The sequence below is a fragment of the Sphingobium yanoikuyae genome (assembly GCF_013001025.1).
Classification (GTDB): domain Bacteria; phylum Pseudomonadota; class Alphaproteobacteria; order Sphingomonadales; family Sphingomonadaceae; genus Sphingobium; species Sphingobium yanoikuyae_A.
The window spans coordinates 2,314,866-2,328,908 of the sequence record NZ_CP053021.1 but is presented as its reverse complement, the minus strand read 5'-3'; the positions used below and the strand labels follow the sequence as shown (position 1 = coordinate 2,328,908).

The 14,043-nt window shown below is 61.8% G+C and carries 15 protein-coding genes; 11 read left to right on the top strand and 4 right to left on the bottom strand.

Going from position 1 to position 14,043, the window contains the following annotated elements; translation table 11 throughout:
- The first annotated feature begins 67 nt into the window (after positions 1–67).
- Positions 68–271 carry a DUF5818 domain-containing protein gene (locus tag HH800_RS11465; protein WP_169861152.1) on the top strand — a complete coding sequence of 68 codons (204 nt, stop codon included), beginning with the start codon at positions 68–70 and terminating at the stop codon, positions 269–271.
- Between the two features lie 133 nt (positions 272–404).
- Here the strand turns inward: HH800_RS11465 and HH800_RS11460 are convergent, their stop codons facing one another.
- Positions 405–623, bottom strand: coding sequence for a hypothetical protein (locus tag HH800_RS11460; RefSeq protein WP_169861151.1), 219 nt, complete (start codon positions 621–623; stop codon positions 405–407).
- A 166-nt stretch (positions 624–789) separates the two neighbouring features.
- Here HH800_RS11460 and HH800_RS11455 point away from each other — a divergent pair, with 166 nt between their 5' ends.
- The 6 genes from HH800_RS11455 (at position 790) to HH800_RS11430 (ending at position 6,362) form a co-directional block, all read left to right on the top strand.
- On the top strand, positions 790–1,053 hold the full coding sequence (locus HH800_RS11455) for a helix-turn-helix domain-containing protein (protein ID WP_169861150.1): 264 nt from the start codon (positions 790–792) through the stop codon (positions 1,051–1,053).
- A gap of 21 nt (positions 1,054–1,074) precedes the next feature.
- Positions 1,075–1,383: an alkylphosphonate utilization protein gene (locus tag HH800_RS11450; protein WP_169861149.1), complete on the top strand. Its 309-nt coding sequence runs from the start codon at positions 1,075–1,077 to the stop codon at positions 1,381–1,383.
- Positions 1,383–1,685: a DUF167 domain-containing protein gene (locus HH800_RS11445; protein WP_169861148.1), complete on the top strand. Its 303-nt coding sequence runs from the start codon at positions 1,383–1,385 to the stop codon at positions 1,683–1,685. Before HH800_RS11450 ends, HH800_RS11445 begins: the two co-directional genes overlap by 1 nt.
- Positions 1,686–1,692: 7 nt before the next feature.
- Complete coding sequence (locus HH800_RS11440; RefSeq protein ID WP_169861147.1) at positions 1,693–2,430, top strand: YoaK family protein; 738 nt, start codon at positions 1,693–1,695, stop codon at positions 2,428–2,430.
- A 69-nt stretch (positions 2,431–2,499) separates the two neighbouring features.
- Positions 2,500–4,014, top strand: coding sequence for a hypothetical protein (locus tag HH800_RS11435; protein WP_169861146.1), 1,515 nt, complete (start codon positions 2,500–2,502; stop codon positions 4,012–4,014).
- Positions 4,011–6,362 (top strand): hypothetical protein, encoded by a 2,352-nt coding sequence (locus tag HH800_RS11430; RefSeq protein ID WP_169861145.1) that lies wholly within the window; start codon positions 4,011–4,013, stop codon positions 6,360–6,362. The genes HH800_RS11435 and HH800_RS11430 overlap by 4 nt, the downstream gene beginning before the upstream one ends.
- Here HH800_RS11430 and HH800_RS11425 read toward each other — a convergent pair.
- The 3 genes from HH800_RS11425 to HH800_RS11415 form a co-directional block, all read right to left on the bottom strand.
- Positions 6,300–7,370 carry a hypothetical protein gene (locus HH800_RS11425; protein WP_169861144.1) on the bottom strand — a complete coding sequence of 357 codons (1,071 nt, stop codon included), beginning with the start codon at positions 7,368–7,370 and terminating at the stop codon, positions 6,300–6,302. The two genes, HH800_RS11430 and HH800_RS11425, sit on opposite strands and share 63 nt — an antisense overlap.
- Before the next feature lie 157 nt (positions 7,371–7,527).
- Positions 7,528–9,057 carry an MBL fold metallo-hydrolase gene (locus HH800_RS11420; RefSeq protein WP_169861143.1) on the bottom strand — a complete coding sequence of 510 codons (1,530 nt, stop codon included), beginning with the start codon at positions 9,055–9,057 and terminating at the stop codon, positions 7,528–7,530.
- Positions 9,058–9,360: 303 nt separating this feature from the next.
- A complete protein-coding gene (locus HH800_RS11415; protein ID WP_169861142.1) occupies positions 9,361–10,029 on the bottom strand; it encodes a hypothetical protein in 669 nt (222 codons plus the stop codon).
- A gap of 135 nt (positions 10,030–10,164) precedes the next feature.
- Here HH800_RS11415 and HH800_RS11410 point away from each other — a divergent pair, with 135 nt between their 5' ends.
- The 4 genes from HH800_RS11410 to HH800_RS11395 all read left to right on the top strand — a co-directional run bounded on the left by HH800_RS11410 (position 10,165) and on the right by HH800_RS11395 (position 14,007).
- Positions 10,165–10,704 carry a hypothetical protein gene (locus tag HH800_RS11410; protein WP_169861141.1) on the top strand — a complete coding sequence of 180 codons (540 nt, stop codon included), beginning with the start codon at positions 10,165–10,167 and terminating at the stop codon, positions 10,702–10,704.
- Positions 10,701–11,606 (top strand): DUF4238 domain-containing protein, encoded by a 906-nt coding sequence (locus tag HH800_RS11405; protein ID WP_169861140.1) that lies wholly within the window; start codon positions 10,701–10,703, stop codon positions 11,604–11,606. The genes HH800_RS11410 and HH800_RS11405 overlap by 4 nt, the downstream gene beginning before the upstream one ends.
- Positions 11,607–12,420: 814 nt before the next feature.
- On the top strand, positions 12,421–12,912 hold the full coding sequence (locus HH800_RS11400; protein ID WP_169861139.1) for a DUF736 domain-containing protein: 492 nt from the start codon (positions 12,421–12,423) through the stop codon (positions 12,910–12,912).
- Between the two features lie 81 nt (positions 12,913–12,993).
- Positions 12,994–14,007 carry a DUF2493 domain-containing protein gene (locus tag HH800_RS11395; protein WP_169861138.1) on the top strand — a complete coding sequence of 338 codons (1,014 nt, stop codon included), beginning with the start codon at positions 12,994–12,996 and terminating at the stop codon, positions 14,005–14,007.
- Positions 14,008–14,043: the final 36 nt, after the last annotated feature.

Sequence of the window (14,043 nt, the reverse complement as noted above, 5' to 3'; positions counted from 1 at the left end):
GCAATGTCTGTTCCGTATTTTTCGCCGATTCCCCCTTTGGCAGTCTCCAGCCTGGAGGCGCTCGCCCATGACTGACAGCAAGGCGCCGCTGCGATTGCATGGGATATTGCGCCTCAACGAGCGCGGCCCCTTTCTGGAGGTCGACGAGGGGCCTCTCTGGCGCCTTCAGACAGACTCCGATCTTCGGACGCATCAGGATCGGCGGGTTCGGGTCGAGGCCTGGCAGCGCGGAGCGAGCATCCTCGAACTGCTGTGGATCGGTCCGGCCTGACGGTCGGATGATCACGGCAAGAGCCGAACTATGCTTCAGATCAGGCCCGACCTGCAATCGCCCCTGAAATCACAAGCTGGCACCCAACGCACAGGAAAAGCGCCTGGGTCGTTCGCGATGTGAATCGGAAACCTTAGCCACCGCATCGCTGCTGGGATGTCGATTGATCACTGCCTGCGAACAGATCGCGCTCCCATCTGGCCAGCTCCGCAGCGTTGAGCGCCTCAAGCTGACAAAGACGATCGATCTCTTCCCGTCCAAGCGACTGCCGTGCGCTTCCTTCCCGGACGAAATCCTTCAACATCATATTTTGAAGGAGAAGAAATCCCCTGAATCGCTTGCCCGTCTTCATCGCGCCATCATCTGCCGAGTGCCGTCAAATCCGCCGAACCGCGTCATTCTCATGTGCATCGCAAGATCGAACCCGGCATATCTGATTTTCGAGTGGTTGCCATGTAGCATATGTATAGTGATACGGTGAGATTGAAATATGATGGATAATACATCATAGACACCGCATGATCACATCACAGCAGATGCGCGCCGCCCGCGCGTTGCTCAGCATTGACCAGAAACGGCTGGCGGAACTGGCGGGCGTATCGCTTCCCACGATCCAGCGCATGGAAGCGTCGGACGGGCAGGTGCGAGGGGTCGTGGAAACGCTGGTCAAGGTCGTCTCCGCGCTTGAACGCGCGGGTGTCGAGTTGATCGGCGAAAATGCACCCAGTCAGACCGGGGGACGCGGTGTGCGCTTGCGCCAGGCTGCGGCAGCCCAAGGATGACTAACCAACGGACAGGGACAGATGACCGATAGCAGCGATGACTATGTCTATGACGAAGAAAGCGGCGAATGGCTGCCGGCTTCCGAACTTGCCCAGCGCCAACGCGACGCTGCTCAGCTCGAGGTCCGCGATGCCGTCGGCAACCTTCTCGCCGACGGCGATCAGGTGACGCTGATCAAGGATCTCGACGTCAAAGGCGCGGGTCAGACGCTCAAGCGCGGAACGCTAATCAAGTCCATCCGCCTGACCGGCGACGCCCAGGAAATCGATTGCAAGTTCGACGGTATCAAGGGCCTCGTGCTGCGTGCCGAGTTCGTCCGCAAGCGCTGATGGCGCGGCGCCGGATCCCGATGCCCTCCGCCACTGAAATCCGCGAACTGGCGGATGACGATGGACGGCTCGCACTACGCGCCACGCCGAACGCCTCGGCTGACGCGATCCTTCTGCCGTCGGACGCCGGGTCATTGGAACTTCTGGTACGAACCACGGCGACAGCCGAGGGCGGCAAGGCCAATGATGCGATCCTGCGCCTTCTAGCCCACGCTCTGGGCCAGCCGGTCTCTTCGATCGAACTTCTTCGCGGCGAAACTGCGCGCACCAAGCTTGTGCGTATCGGCCCGCCGCGCGGATGATCATGCTATGCTGATTGCCCAAGGGGATGCGCGCGACAGCCGGTTGGACCGCAACCTGGCCTTCGCGCTCGCGGCGGTGGCGGGCGGCCTCAATGCGGCGACATTTCACGAGGTCGGCTTCTTCTCGGCCAACATGACCGGAAATGTGTCCGCCCTCTCCAGCCTGCTCGCGATGGGGCAGTGGCGACAGGGTCTTGGCTATCTCACCATTGTCCTGTCCTTCATCACCGGTTCCCTGGTTTCGACGCTCGCGATCAGCTCAGGCCTGCGGCGTGGGATCGACACCATCTACGCACGCGTCATCCTGATCGAAGCCGCTCTTCTCGCCGCGCTCGGTCTCGCACGCATGGCGCTCGATCGCTCCGCCGGCGTGCCCATGCTGATCGTCGGCCTCGCATTTCTGATGGGGCAGCAGAACGCCATCGTCACACATATTTCGAACGCGCGCGTGCGCACCACCCATGTGTCGGGCATGGCCACCGATATCGGCATCGGGCTTGCTCGGCTGCTCGATATCCTTCGCGGCAAAGCTGACCCCGCAGAACATGGGGAGATCATGACCCGTTTGAACCTTCATACGGGCACGGTGCTGTCCTTCCTCCTCGGCGGGATCGCCGGGGTGCTGGCCTGGCGCATCGTCGGCGATCTCTGTTTCGTGTTGGCGGGCCTCGTTCTCGCAGCCGTCGCGGCAACCTCCGTGCAACGCGCTGCCCAGATCATCTCGCGAAATGACCAGCTCGATTGATCACCATTGCTTCATTACTCATTACTATGGTGAAATAAGGCCGCTGGCCCGGACAGTCAAAGAGGGCCAATGAACCTGCTGCCACAATGGACCGAAAAGGCCGACAAGCGCGGGCTCGACCCACTCGGCATGCAGAATAGTGGCGTGCTGCTCTATCAGTCGCTGCTCCCCGGCATCAGCAACGTCACCCTGCGCATGCGCTACTATGGCTATTATTGCTGGATCAGCGAAACCTATGCCCGTCGGGGCGCGACCAGCGACTTCGAGGCCTGGCGCAACTGGGTGCGCCGCGCCGAGGCGCTCTATGCCCTCGTCTCAGCACGAGCCGGCGAAACCGGGGTCGGCGGCATCGAATGGGCCAATCGCCGCCTTGCGGCCGCAGGACGTGTCATCGACTTCGAGGCGGCTGCCTCGACCGATCCGGCGCAGGAACGCTATCTTCGCCAGTCGCTCGGTGTCTTCGGCGGCGCTTATTACAGCCAGATGGCCGAAATGAACCTCTTCACCGAGAACCGGCACGGCATCCAGGTCGCCACCAAGGATCTCGGCCGTCGCGCAGCCTCCCTGTTTGCCGACGCCATCGGGCCGGACCTCGCCAGGCTGCTGCGACAGAAGATCACCGACGCCAAGGTGAGCCTCCGCGAACTCGACCGCCTTCAACCCATCGCGCCTTCGGAAATCCCCGAGGAAAGCGAGGAGCGGACCTTCTACGAAACATTGCTCTTTGCCCGGTCCGGCGACGAGGGCAAGACCGGACCGAGCCGCGCCGCGTCTCTGGGCCTCATCCTCGAAACCGCCTACGCGCACGAGGAATGGCCAGGCCCCGACCAAGTCCGCTGGCATCTCTTCGATCCACCCGAACAGGCCCTTCCTCTTCGGTTGGAGACCCAGCGACTCGCCTGGGAAGCCTATCAATGCCAGGACATGATGCAGGTGGCATGCGCCGCGCTGCTTGGCTGGGGCATAGCGATCATCAACGCCGAGCCACAAGGCAGGTCGCTTGCCGAGATCCGCGCGGATGTCGTCGCCCATCTGGAGAGGCTGGAGGACCCCGATCCGAATTCAAGTTGGCGCGTGCTGCGTCTCGGGGTCGACTCGCAGAGCTTCGCCTATGCCGATGCGTGGGACCAACTCACCGGCGCACGCGGTGCGGCTGCAGACAAGGCCGTCAGCGCACTGCGCCTGATCGCTGCGCTCCACCAGAGGCTCCTTGACCGGCCCGATCTCGCCGGCGCCGCGGCGCAAGGTCTGCCCGATCGCGGGGTGGCCCATTCACTGCGCACAGAAATATCCTGGCTGGAAGGCAGGGAAGGGGAGAGCATCGTCCCTCTCATCGCCGACTATATGATCGAGCGCGTCATCAGGCGACACAGCCATGTCGCCATGCAAAAGCTGCGGCGACAACGCGATTACACGTTCCTGTACGAGCAGCGCGAAGGGCGCTTCGTCTATCTGGCCGCCTATCAGCCGGTCGCCACGACCCCGCGCCTGGCATCCGCAATCCAGTTTCTCGCCGACATCCATCTCCTCGACGACGACGGCCTGACACCACACGGTCTGGCGGCGCGGGATGCCGGTCAATGAAACTCCCCGATCGTCTGGGCCGCCGCAGCGGTCGCCCTTTCCATAGTGCGATCGCCACCAGCTTCGCCTTGGAATTCTCCGCGGTCGAGGAAATCCTGCTGCCACAGCTCATGGCCAGCGGCGCCGCGAACCTCCTTCTTCTGACCGATGCCCGCATGACCGCGCTCGCGCTCTCTGACGGCGCCACCCTTCCTGTCGCGCTCGGCCGCGACTATGCGCTCTACAGCCCGCCCGCCGCAGATGGCATTTTCCACCCGAAAATCATCCTGCAGATCGGCCGGGAAAGCGCCCGGGCTTTCGTCAGTTCCGCCAACCTCACCGCATCGGGCCTTGCCGGAAACGCCGAGGTCGTGGTCGAGATCGAATGCAAGAACGAGCACCGCCCCGAGCGCGAGATCATTCGTGCCATCTGGCACTATCTCAACGCACTGGTGCCCACCGCCAGTTCTCCAGCGCGCGATGCACTGCGCTGGGCGCACGAACGCGCGTCCTGGCTCGCTGGCCCGGCGACGGATAGGGCCCACGAGCTGGACGACGGGACCGCCATCGCTTTCCTCCACAGCCCCGGCGACACGGGAATAGCAGACCGATTCGTGTCGCTGGTCGATGGCGCGAAGGTCCAGACCCTGATGGTGATCAGCCCCTATTGGGACCATGACCTTGCTGCGCTGGCCGATCTCGCTCAGCGCCTCTCCCCCAACCGGATCATCCTGCCGATCGACCGCAATCATCATGAATTCCCGGTCGATGCGCCTTTTGCCAGAAAGGCGAGGATCGTCGATCTCCACTGGCCATCCCGACGCTTCACTCACGCCAAGATCATCATCGCTTCGACCGCGCAGCACGACCATATCCTGTTCGGCAGCTCCAATTGCACACGCGCCGCGCTCGGAACGGCAGGGGCTGCAGGTGCTAACGCCGAAGCCTGCATCTACCGAAGGGTTCCGTCCGGCACGGCACGACAAGCCCTGGACCTCGACCGCTGGATCGACGCGGAACCCATCAAGCTTTCCGACCTGTCGCCACCAGTCGTGACGTCCCCTATCCCGCTCGATACGATCGAAGCCCGACAACCCGGTACGTTCGAACTCGACCAGGGCCAGCTCTTCTGGACACCGGCACGCGCGGATACAGGGACCGGAGACATTGAGTTGCTCGATCGGTCGGAGCGCCTGATCGAGACCATCCCGGTGCCATCCTTCATCCAGGCCGACGGCCGGCGAAGCGCGCCGGTCGATCCCGCATTGCACAGATCCTTGTTCTTCGCCCGCCTTGTCACCGGCGACGTCATCTCGACCCTCGCGCACATCACCCACCGTGCGATATTACGCGCCCGACGCCGGGAGGCCGCGACCGGCAGCGTGGCCCGCGCGCTCGCGCCTTTCACCGATGGCACGGATTTCGATCTCTGGATGCATCAGGCATTCGAGACCCTCGTGCGCGCGGACTTCGAGTCCGTGACCCAGCCGCGCGCCCTGTCAGCCGCCCGGCCGCAGGAGCGCAAAAGCGCGGACGAGCCGGCGGCGCCCGTCCGCTTAAGCTATGAGGAGTTCACCCAGGCACGCTCTGGCGCTGGCCGTTCGGGCGGCGAGGGCGATAACAGTCTTGCCGGCACCTATAGCGACACGATTCGCGACTTCCTCAATCTGCTCTCCGGTCGAGGACCTGGAACGGACCAACCTGACGACGACGATGCGGCTTTTGATGACCCGTCTGACGAACAGGCCGACACCGACCATGAAGACGACCCGGCTGATGACAAGATTGAACCGCGCGACACCGACAAGCCATCTGTTGCGCCTGCGCCCGTCGACGCCAAGCTCTATGAGCGGCATATTCTGGGCTATACCGAGGATCTGGAAGCCGGCGAGGAGGCGCTCGGCTCCAGCGACGTGCTGCGCCTGCGCTACTGGATATTGTTCCTCCTCTACAAGGCCCGGTGCCCTGACCTGCCGAAGGGGCTGGACACATCCAGTGCCCTCCTTGGATGGCCACGCTTCGTCGTGCGCGTCCTTGTCGCCTTTTTCTGCGGCGGGAAGCCCGCGATACGGCGCGTCATGCTCGCACGCGATTTCGAGGCGATGCCGGTCGATTTCATGGAATGCTGGATCACCATATTGTGGAGCCTGGAGGCGATCGAAAAACTGCTGGCGAACCAACGCAAGGACCGGGAGTTCCTCAAATATATTCCCGAGCTGCGCCGACGCGTGGTGTCCCTGCTCGGCCTGAGATCCGACGAACTTAATGGGGAGACCGCAACCGCGATTCGCGCCGGACTTGACCAGTCAATCGGCGTCAGGCTCGGCCTTGGTAGCCTCGCCGTTCGGCTCGACACGCCCCAGCCATAATGGCAGCCTGCTATTCTTGAAGTCCCAGTTCCCAAGCGGCGCAAACCATTCAGGCACCGCCTCGCCATGGAGCTGGATCACCTGATCGCCATCGAGCGTCTGCGCGGCATAATAGCGGCTGAAAATCCGGCTTGCCCAGCCGATCCCGTCAAAGCCCTGGTCCGATGGTTCCTCAGGCTGCGCGACGAACTCGACTCCGGCGATTTCGCCACCATCCATCCGCGCGATCGGCTCATCCACGGTCCAATCGCCAAACAGGAAAAGGACCTGCGCCAGCCTGCGATCGCGAGGATCGGTGAGTTCCATGTCCCCGCTATACATGCGCGCCGCGCCGATCATGAACTCCGCCAACCCCTCCGGGCTCAACGTCCTTGGCATTTTTCTGTCGGCGTCAAGCACCAGGCGAAGCGGCGGCCGCGTCATGATGATCACCTCGCCAAGCCTGCCGAACTCATTCGCCATCACAGCGTCCTGCATGGTCACACGCAGGCCGCCGTCCGGACGGCGAAAACGCTCAGGAGAAATGACGGTCCAGATGTTCCAGAGCGACCAGAAGATCGCCAGCTTGAGCGGCGTGCCGACCATGTCGGCATAGGATTGCAGCGAGTTAAGGTAAGCCGCCGACATCGATGTGCACTGCTTGAACGGCTTGCTGCGGCGCACATTCTTAACCTCGACAAGCCATTGCTCGCCATCGTCGAGAACGACCCGAAAGTCGGGCGCACGCGCCTTCGCAGCGCCATGCACGCGGCCGATATCCTCAGTCTTCAACATCCGATAGCGCCCGAGGGTCACAACTGTCGCTTCGAACAGCCGTTCGGTCCGCGAGCCATGGATCAGCGTCGCGTCGGATAGCGCCGTTTCGAGCCTCGGTCGGGCATCCGCCATGAACCTGTCGATGAGTGTCCGGTCGTTGAGCGCTATTCCTTCCCGCTGCGCGAAGGCGGCCAGAGATGCCAGCAGATCGAATGCCTTCGGCTGGGGATGTTCAGGGCTATCCTTGCTCACAGGCTACTCCAGGTCGAACCTGGTTCGACATCGGGCGGGTTCATATATTGCCGGAATCCAGCCAGATTCTCACCCTAAGATCTTCAGCATCGGGGAAAACCGGATCGTCTCGGCAATATCACGACGAGAGACATAGCGCCGGGAAAAGGCGCAATGCCTAGTCCAATTCATTCGGGGGACAGAAAAGGATCATCGCTTCCTCGAGCCTTGAGCTTCGCGCGCTGCTAACCTGGTGGAAGCTCTTGCCAGCATCTTCAACAGCCTTCCGTAGCTTCGGGGCCGGATGCTCCCAATCGTCCCTTACGGGGTCCGCCGCAGCGAAATAAATGTCCGCGTCACCGATAAGCCGCTTGTAATTGCTGTTGTGAATGGAGCCATGGTGCGGAAACATGAAGGTCGAAACTGCATCCAACAGTTCAGCATAATGACTCTCAAAGGCTTCCACATTAGCAGCCTTACGCAGCGGAGCATCACCCGTCCCAAGCCAGCCAATCTTCGCTTGAGGCTGGGGGGAGAGACCGGGGCAAATCACGGTTGCGCCGACGCGAGATGGTTCCGCGGGGCCTGAGTAGAGCGACAGGCTTGTTGCATTCTTGTTGCCAAACGCACGGCGATAGGCTTCGCCAAGGACTGCTGCCTGCTCGGTTATCAGCTTTTGGCGTTCCTCTGAATCGCGGATACGCTGACGAAAGGTCCCATCATCCCAGCCGAGAAGCGTTTCAGCGATCTCCGCGAAGAGTTCCTTCGCGTCTTCGTCCGCATGTTGCACATATGGAAGAAACCGCCAGGCGATTTGCAGGTCCTTCTCTACTGAACCTTCAACGTCGATCACACCGTTGCGAACATAGAAGCTGTCGCGCCCGGTGCTTCGAACTTCAACAGCTTCGTCGCCGAGCGGTCCCAGCTTCCACGGCAAATCTTCGGAACCGCCGCCGATCGGATCGGCAAGTGGCGCATCAGGTCCTGGACCGTCGTCGCTTCCCATAAGCAAGATTCGATCTGCGCCGAGATTCTTGAACGTTCCCACGGTGTCGACAACGAGATTTTTGAAGAATTCCGGGACCGGCTCGTATCGAGCAGCCGCTCGAGCGAAAGCGACCACTTTCTCAAGATCGTCCACATACGGAATGACTACCGTAGCAACCTTGAGTTTCCCGTCTCCGATAAGGGCCGGAATGCCTGAAATATGATCGCCATCAAAATGAGAGAGGAACAGAAAATCAAGCTGCCGACTGCCACTCCTACGAAGAAAATACGATATCTCAGCTTCCACATGCTTGAGAGGATGTGACCCGCAGTCATAGATGTAGAGGAAGTCTGCCCTGGCAAGCTCTTTTCGTTCTGCCCATTCTTCAAAGAGGGTGCGGCTAGCTGCCAAGCGCGTCAGCCCACCAACGTGGAAACCTCCCTGGCCTACGGCAAATTGGATTCTGTGATGCCCGAGGATTATGCCGTTCATAATGCGGCTCCAAGCCTCGCTGTCATCTCGGCTCAGCCGACTGGACCGGTTTCGAAAAGCTCGGTGCAGGCACTCCAAAAACTCACCAGGATTTTCGGAGATCCAGCACTCATAGCGCCGCCTACCTTCAACCAAATCAAGCACGGCCTGTTGTGCCACTGGGAATTGGCGCCATTTTGCAACCTCATGGTCGGCAGCAATGCTCTCCCGAAGGCGGGCAGCACGCATGCTCTGCGGATCATCTGCTTGGGCGCGTTCAAGTTCCAGAAGATCACGGACATGGGCGCACATGCGCTTCCACCGCTTGATTTGCAGCCCCCGCGGACATTTAGGTAAATGATTCCACCCGCTCAAGGCGATCTCCCCGTTTTCGTTGCAGCGCCGCCCATCTGGACCAATGTCCACTTACTTGGATGCCCACACGTTACCGAACTATTTCCTGACGGCCCGGAATTGCTCATTCGAACATCCGGAAGGGATAAACGCACGAAGATACGCACCGCCAAGTCCCCATCTCCGCCATGAGCGCCATCAGACTGGGGCGGTGCCGTCTCCAAAATTCGCACTGAGATACTGTCCATAAGGCGGGTTCGTCACCGCCAGGGGCAGGGGATCGGCCAGGCCCCAGAACCTCGTGGTGGCCCAGATATAGCGCCCAAGGTCCGCCTCCCGAACACGGACATGCTCACTTGCCACCGCCGTTCCGGGGAGGAGATCATGATAGTCGACGGCGTGCTCATCCCACAGGTCAGGGGCGAGCGCACGCAGCCTATCGCAGGACCGCCCCTCACCATGGCGCACGACATTGGCGACCACGAACATCTGCGTCAGCGCATCCCCAAGACCCTCGACCGAAAGATCGATGCTGGCCTGCTCGGCACAGCCCGCAAGCAGTGGCTCAAAGCCGGTGAGCCTGCTCATGTCGGCAATACCCGCATCCTGCGTCGCGCGCGCCCAGCGGCTCATTTGCCGCTCGAACAGACCGGCGAGGGTAAGGACAAACGCCTTGGCCGCCTCGTTGGAGGTATAATTGTCGACCTGCGCTGCAGCCCGATCCAGAAACTGGTCAAGGCTATCAGCCTCTCCGGTCTCCAGCACCGCGTGGGACGGCAACTTCTCCATGACCGGCAGGATCACGCGGTCGAAGAACCGACCAAGATTGGCCTGAAAGATCCTTGGTAACTGCTCCACCGTCGACACTCTCGGTATCCCCTTCCACGGTTCCTTGCGCCCCGAAGGGTGAAGCTTTCCCGCATCCTTGCAAGTCATCATAGCCTCGCTGTGCTGACGCCGATGCGATACAGTTGCATGGAGTTAAAGACACAGGGGGAATGCGTGACGACTGCCAAAGGCGATGCTCACCGGAAATCTTCGAGGAAACCCTATAACGAACGCACCGACCTTGAGAAACTCCAGTCACAATGGACCAAATTATCCGGGCTTCATGGGCGCGATGAACCCTCCGCGGCGATCGTGCGCTGCGCCACGGCTGCGGAAATCGCCGCGAATTATGCCGTGCGCACGGAGTGGGGCAAAAAGACCCAGTTCGATGCCGCCATCGTCGACCAGTTCCTCCGATGGGCAAATGGTCTCCCGCTGAAGGTCGAGCGCCTGTTCGTACCCGTTTTCTTCGCGACCCCCCGGACAAGCCCAACCGCACGCGCCCTGATCAGCTCGGCGGGCAAGATCAACACCGTCCGCAATGCCGTCGTCCACCAAGGTTCCTTCAGCAACAAGGATGAGGCCGAGGCGGTGATTGCGGAGGCCAAGACCTTCATCAACATGATCGTCGGGCTCTCGATCGACGGTTTCGATATCGACGCACAGGCCGCATCGGTCAGGACCACGGTCCCTGCCGAGGGAACGCCTGAATGACCGCCGGGAAGCCCAAGCGGCACCATTATGTGCCCCAATTCTATCTCCGTCGCTTCGCCTGCCCGGACGATGCGAACAAGGTTCGCGTGGTCGAACGGCATGGCGATATCCTCGCGATCGACCGCAAATCCATCGACCGCATCGGCTATGAGGACGCCCTCCACGACTATGTCGACGACGGGGTGGCCGGCTCTATCGAAGGCCCGATCAACCATATGATCGAGACGCCCTTCTCCAACAGTCTGACCTGGACAAAGATCGCCGATGGCGCCTGCACCAGCCTCAGCGAAGATGACAAGATCCCGATCTATGGTTTCGCCCGTCACCTCCAGCGTCGCAATCTCGAGACCTTGCGCTTCATCGAGACCGAGTCCGCCCGCTTCGCAGACGGTGACCTCGATGCCGACCTGAGCGAGGAGGAGCGCGAGATGCACGCATGGATCGCAGCGTCCGCCGACAATGCCCATGCGCTCTTTCGGGAGGGCGCGATGGACACGAATATTCCCGAGGACGCCGACGCCATCAACGTCATGGTCTGCCATTCTCCGATCCCTTTGCGGACCTCAACCAACCCGACGCTGATGATCTCGGCGCCGGGCCATCAATCCATTTTCGGTGCCTTCTTCAACGAATTGCGAACCTGGTGGCTTACGCTCGATCGATATTGCGGCGCCTTCATCGTCGCTGGTGGTCCACCCGGCTTCAGCAATTTGCCCATGCCGGCAGACGCAGCCCGCATGATCAACCAGCACTATCTGGTCCAGCACGGCAACAGCCTGACGGTCCGCTACCTCCTCGCCAACGATCCCTATCTCGATGACGATCTTGTATGGGCCGGCTATGGCTTCGAGCGGTCAACGACCCACGGTGCCCGATGGCGCAAGCGTGTCACGGGGCAATGATCCGGCAACGGTGATCCAGCACATTGCTATAGGGTCCGCCTCCGGTTTGTCATGAAGGCCGGGCATTTCGGGATTGCACGCCGAGCGATTGACGACAGCATCGGCATGCCGAGGTCGGGCGGATGCCCGCTAAGGCGGGCACCGGGCTCTATCTCCGCTTCGCTCCGACCAAGCCCCTGCGGGTCTTGGCCCCTGACGGGGTAACGATCCCTTCCGCGTGGGTGCGGGGCAGGGGGAGGCGTTCTCCCCGAGGCGTCAGGATGGCCGGCACGACCACCGCATTGCAGGCTTCGCCTAAGGAATCGCGCTAGTCGCGCGATGCGGATCGTGGAGCCAGCAGACAAGCCATCGCCCCCGGAGCCGCCCTCGCAGGATCCGTGCGTTGCAGGACGGGTTTCGTCCGCAAGAATTGCGTCGGGACAAAGCTACGCTAGGCGAAAAGGGGCCGGCGATGTTTGTCTGTTTTCAACAGAAGCGCCGGCCCCTTTTCACCAAGCTTCGCTAGAGCCCCTCCCGTGCTTCTTGCGGACAAGAGCCCCGCCCTGCGCCTTCGGACCTGCGAAGGCGGCTCCGGGTGCGATGACTTGTCAGCCGGCCCACGCTCCCTTTCCATTCAAGCAGAACCGGCCGCAAGCGGCCGGTGCGTCTTCGTCATTTGTGGGCCGCTGACGCGGCCGTTCGATGCTCAGGCTCACCAGGTACGATGGATTTCTGTCAAGAAATCAATGACATGGAAGTAATGGAGGGGAGGGAGTAGGGTTCTGATGTGGCCGGGAAAGAGAAGCGAGCCACAGCACAGAGAAAGGATGAAGTCATGAAGATCGGTAGCTTCAAGTTTGACGAACGCGCCAGCGACATTATCGGCAAGATCGCCACTCGCGAAATGCGCTTTCCCTACCTCATCATGCGCCGCGTCGAGGATCGACAGAGCGACAGCGCCCCCGTCTATGAGATTTACGAGACGAACCGCGCTGGCGACGAAATCCAGATCGGCGTCGTCTGGGAACGCAAGATGCGCTCCAATGACGAGGTGTTCCTGTCCGGCATGGTGGACGATCCGAGCTTCCGCGAGCCGCTTCCCATCGCCCTGTTCGGGGACGAGACGAACGGCTTTGATGTCCAGTGGCGGCGCGAACGCGAGCGCGACAGCCAAGGCGGCGGCTTTGGTGGACGCTCGGGCAACGGCCAGCGGTCGGGCGGTTTCGGCGGACGGTCAGGCGGCGGTTTCTCCGGCGGCAGCACCGCAGGACCGGACGGCGGCTATACCGGCAACGGACGCAGCCTTGACGATGAGGTGCCCTTCTAAGCGGCACGAACAGACGGACCGGGGGAGCGCTGGAACGCTTCCCCGGCCCTGAACCGTCATCCCGTCACAAGGAACCAGCCCATGAGCAAGCCAACGGCCTTGCGCAGCGTTAGCAGCTTTGCCGACCTGCCGGAACTCTATGCCGAACTCACCGAGACACCCGATTTCGTGGCGTCCTTCGGCGACCCCTTACCCCTCACCATCATTGAACCCGACGAGCAACCGGGCGAATTTCTCATGCCCGACCCCCTCGCAGCGCAGGCGGAATGCGGCGGCATCATCGCCGCCATTTTCGACCTGCTAGGCGATACAAGGCTGGACCCGCTCGCCCCCGAACTCGCATGGGGCTTCGTCAACAGCTTCCATTTCGTGGCGAACAAGCTGGAAGGCCGCGAGGACAGGCTGGCCGATACCATCCGCGACATGGCCCGCCGTCTGGAACCGGGCGAGGTGTTCAACAAGGAACTGGAGGACACCCAGCTTGAATGCCAGTCGGTCGCGGAACAGCGCGCCGCCATGGAAGCCATGCGCGACTATGCGGCGGCAATGTATCGCGCCTATGCCGGTCGCCCATGGTCCCCCGCCAAGGGTTCGCGCGCGTCCCATGTCACCACCGCCAGCCAGATTTCGGCGCTCGATTTCCTGCGCGCAAGGTCCGAACGGCGGCGCGACCGATACGACCCACAAGGCCCCGTCGTCGTCGTTTCCGGCCCGCAGGACTGGCACGACTGGCGGACCATCTGGAACCGGCTCGACCAGATCAGGGCGCGCATTCCCCATATGGTGCTTGTCACCACCGGGCAACGCGCCGGAGTCGATGCAGCCGCAGCCGCATGGGCCGCACAGCGCGGCGTTATCTGCATCGCCTTCGGTCTCTATGGGCGCGGCAACGGAAAAGCCTTCAAGCGCAATCGCGACATTGCCGAGCTTATGCCGGTTGAAGCGCTCTTGTGCGAAGGGTCCGGCATCCAGTCGAGCCTCTATGACCTGTTCAACCCGGAGAAGGGCCACCGCGTCCCAACCCATGTTTTCATGCGGGCCGATCAGCAACCCGATGTGCCGATCAAGAAGAAGCGCCGCGTCATAGCGGCCTGATCGGGAAGCCACCAAGAGAAGGGCCGGGGCGGGCAA

Excerpts from the sequence above, each read along its gene's own strand:
- HH800_RS11460 (WP_169861151.1), bottom strand. The coding sequence starts at position 623 with ATGAAGACGGGCAAGCGATTCAGGGGATTTCTTCTCCTTCAAAATATG.
- HH800_RS11440 (WP_169861147.1), top strand. The coding sequence starts at position 1,693 with ATGCTGATTGCCCAAGGGGATGCGCGCGACAGCCGGTTGGACCGCAAC.
- HH800_RS11465 (WP_169861152.1), top strand. The coding sequence starts at position 68 with ATGACTGACAGCAAGGCGCCGCTGCGATTGCATGGGATATTGCGCCTC.
- HH800_RS11445 (WP_169861148.1), top strand. The coding sequence starts at position 1,383 with ATGGCGCGGCGCCGGATCCCGATGCCCTCCGCCACTGAAATCCGCGAA.
- HH800_RS11420 (WP_169861143.1), bottom strand. The coding sequence starts at position 9,057 with ATGCGTGCTGCCCGCCTTCGGGAGAGCATTGCTGCCGACCATGAGGTT.
- HH800_RS11450 (WP_169861149.1), top strand. The coding sequence starts at position 1,075 with ATGACCGATAGCAGCGATGACTATGTCTATGACGAAGAAAGCGGCGAA.
- HH800_RS11455 (WP_169861150.1), top strand. The coding sequence starts at position 790 with ATGATCACATCACAGCAGATGCGCGCCGCCCGCGCGTTGCTCAGCATT.
- HH800_RS11435 (WP_169861146.1), top strand. The coding sequence starts at position 2,500 with ATGAACCTGCTGCCACAATGGACCGAAAAGGCCGACAAGCGCGGGCTC.
- HH800_RS11405 (WP_169861140.1), top strand. The coding sequence starts at position 10,701 with ATGACCGCCGGGAAGCCCAAGCGGCACCATTATGTGCCCCAATTCTAT.
- HH800_RS11430 (WP_169861145.1), top strand. The coding sequence starts at position 4,011 with ATGAAACTCCCCGATCGTCTGGGCCGCCGCAGCGGTCGCCCTTTCCAT.
- HH800_RS11400 (WP_169861139.1), top strand. The coding sequence starts at position 12,421 with ATGAAGATCGGTAGCTTCAAGTTTGACGAACGCGCCAGCGACATTATC.
- HH800_RS11395 (WP_169861138.1), top strand. The coding sequence starts at position 12,994 with ATGAGCAAGCCAACGGCCTTGCGCAGCGTTAGCAGCTTTGCCGACCTG.